The sequence below is a fragment of the Limnohabitans sp. WS1 genome (assembly GCF_003063265.1).
Classification (GTDB): Bacteria; Pseudomonadota; Gammaproteobacteria; order Burkholderiales; family Burkholderiaceae_C; genus Limnohabitans_A.
Genome location: NZ_NERU01000038.1, coordinates 1 through 2,710, shown reverse-complemented (window position 1 = coordinate 2,710; position 2,710 = coordinate 1). Strand labels below are relative to the sequence as shown.

Annotated in this window: 2 protein-coding genes; both read left to right on the top strand. The window is 62.2% G+C overall.

The genetic code is table 11. The features are described from left to right. Window positions 1-219 precede the first annotated feature (219 nt). The gene (istA, locus tag B9Z48_RS21265; RefSeq protein ID WP_233261218.1) at window positions 220-1,803 is read left to right on the top strand and encodes an IS21 family transposase; all 1,584 of its coding nucleotides are present in this window, start codon (window positions 220-222) and stop codon (window positions 1,801-1,803) included. Window positions 1,804-1,823: 20 nt separating this feature from the next. Then, complete coding sequence (gene istB, locus B9Z48_RS21260) at window positions 1,824-2,615, top strand: IS21-like element helper ATPase IstB (protein WP_089963077.1); 792 nt, start codon at window positions 1,824-1,826, stop codon at window positions 2,613-2,615. Window positions 2,616-2,710 lie beyond the last annotated feature (95 nt).

Below are 2,710 nucleotides of genomic sequence, written 5' to 3'. Positions count from 1 at the left end.
TGTCACTTTTCACCATATAGAGGCCAAACCGTTTTCGGCATTTAGGAGCCACCCCGTTTTCGGCATATAGGAGCCAGTGCGTTTTCGGCACTTACAGGCCAGCTGAATTTCGGTATATAGGAGCCAGCTGCAGCGCTCAACAGACATCTCGAACCCGGCCCATCGCTACCTTCTGAACCTTTTGTTCAGGAGCGATGGATGGGCCGCAGAAAGATCGAGATGCATGAATTCCGAAACGTCCTCATTCGCCTGCGCGCAGGCGACCGTGACCGCGAGATCGCACGCCTGGGCCTCATGGGCCGCGTCAAAGTCGCCCAGTTTCGCGTTCTGGCGCTCAGCATGGGTTGGCTTGAACCCTCCGCGGCATTGCCCGATGTGCCCACCTTCGCCCAAAGCCTGGCCCCAAAACCCAAGCGCGCCGCCAGCACCGTCTCCAAAGCCCAGCCCTGGCGCGAGGCAGTCACCCGCTGGATGGCCGCTGGCGTTGAGGGCAAAGCCATCCACGCCGCCCTCGTGCGCGAGCACCAGTTTCAAGGCAGCTACTCGTCCGTCTATCGCCTCATGCAGGACATCGCCCAGGAGCTGCCCCGCACCGATCTGACCGTGCGCCTGTCCTTCAAGCCCGGCGAGGCCGCACAGGTCGACTTTGGCGCTGGCCCTTTCTTGATGCACCCCGATGGCCAAATGCGCCGCACTTGGGCCTTCGTCATGACGCTGTGCCACTCCCGCCACCAGTACTTGGAGTTCGTCTGGGATCAGACCGTGGCCACTTGGCTGGGCTGCCACCGCCGCGCCTTTGAGTGGTTCAACGGGGTGCCCGAGCGCGTCATCATCGACAACGCCAAGTGCGCCATCATCAAAGCCTGTCGCTTTGACCCCCAGGTCCAGCGCTCGTATGCCGAGTGCGCCGAAGGCTATGACTTCAAGATTGACCCGTGCCCGCCACATGACCCGCAGAAGAAGGGCATCGTCGAGTCGGGCGTCAAGTACGTCAAAGGCAACTTCCTGGCCACCCGTGAGTTCCGCGACCTGGCCGAGCTGAACGCCCAGGCCAAGACCTGGGTGCTGCACGAGGCGGGACTGCGTACCCACGGCACCACACGCCAGCAGCCCCTGGCGCTGTTTGCGCTGGAGCAGCCGTTTTTGAAACCCCTGCCTGCGCAAGTACCGGACTTGGGGGTTTGGCACCCCGTCACCCCGCACCGGGACTGCCACGTCAAGTTCGAGCATGTGATGTATTCGGCCCCGTTTGCCCTGGTGGGCAAGGCGCTGTGGCTGCGCGCCAACGACGGTTGTGTGGCCTTGTACGAGGGCTATGTGCTGGTGGCCACCCACCCGCGCGGCCAGCGCAAGGGCCAGCGCGTGACCACCCCCGACCACTTGCCACCCCAGGCACAGTGGTTCTTTGGCCGTGACCGCCAGTGGCTGGACGAGCAAGCCAGCGAGGTCGGACCCCACTGCCAGCAGGTCATCGACTGGTTGCTCAGCGACAAGATTGTGGAGCGCTTGCGCGCCGCACAAGGCGTTATCGGCTTGACCAAGACCTATGGGCACAGCCGATTGGAGGCGGCCTGCCACCGCGCCATGGCCCACGGCAGTCCTTATTACCGCACCGTCAAGACCATTCTGAGCACCAACGCCGATCAGCTGCCGATGCCCCAGACCAGCACCGATGCGGTCTACACCAAGACCCGGTTTGCGCGCGATGCCGCCAGCTTGTTTGCCGACCCTGATGCCCGCACCCATTCCCACACCAATTCCCACACCCATCCCCACCACCCGCAGCAAGACCTGCTGCATTAACCCCCAAAGGAGAGCATCCCATGAACCCTATCCCCGAACTGGTTCCCCATTTGAAGCAGCTGCGCCTGTCTGGCATCCTGGACTCGCTGGAGGCACGAAACCGCCAGGCCATCGAGTCCAAGTTGGCCTACACCGAGTTCTTGGCCATCTTGATGGGTGATGAGGTCGCCCGCCGTGAGCAAAACAGCTTTGGCATGCGCTTGCGCAAAGCCCAATTCAGGTCCACCAAGACGCTGGAGCAGTTTGACTTTGAGCGGCTACCCCAACTCAACCGGGCCCTGGTGCACGATCTGGCCACGGGGCGCTACGTGCGCGAGTGCTCGCCCGTGCTGATCGTGGGGCCCAGCGGCACCGGCAAAAGCCACTTGGCTCAGGCGCTGGGTCACTGCGCGGTGCGCCAGGGCACGGATGTGCTGTTCACCAGTTGCTCGGCCCTGACGCAGACGCTGCACGCGGCGCGGGCGACCAACGCCTATGAGCGCAAACTGCAATCGCTCAGCCGCATCCCGGTGCTGATCATTGATGACTTTGGACTCAAGCCCCTGAGGTCACCAGCGGATGAGGACTTGCACGAGCTGATTGCCGAGCGCTACGAGCGCACGGCGACCATCATCACCAGCAATCTGGACTTCAGTGAGTGGGATCAGGCCTTCCCTAGCAACCCGCTGCTGGCCTCGGCCACGTTGGACCGGCTCAGGCACAACGCTTACTGCTTGACGCTGGATGGGCAGTCGTACCGGACGCCGCGCCAAATGCCGACCACGGCGGTGACAAAAAGCAAGAATTCAAACCCACAAAAAGACGCCAAATAAGGGCAAAATCCAAACCCGAAAGATGTCAGTTTGAGCGCTTGCAGCTGGCTCCTATATGCCGAAAACAGCTGGCTCCTTTATGCCGAAAAGTGACA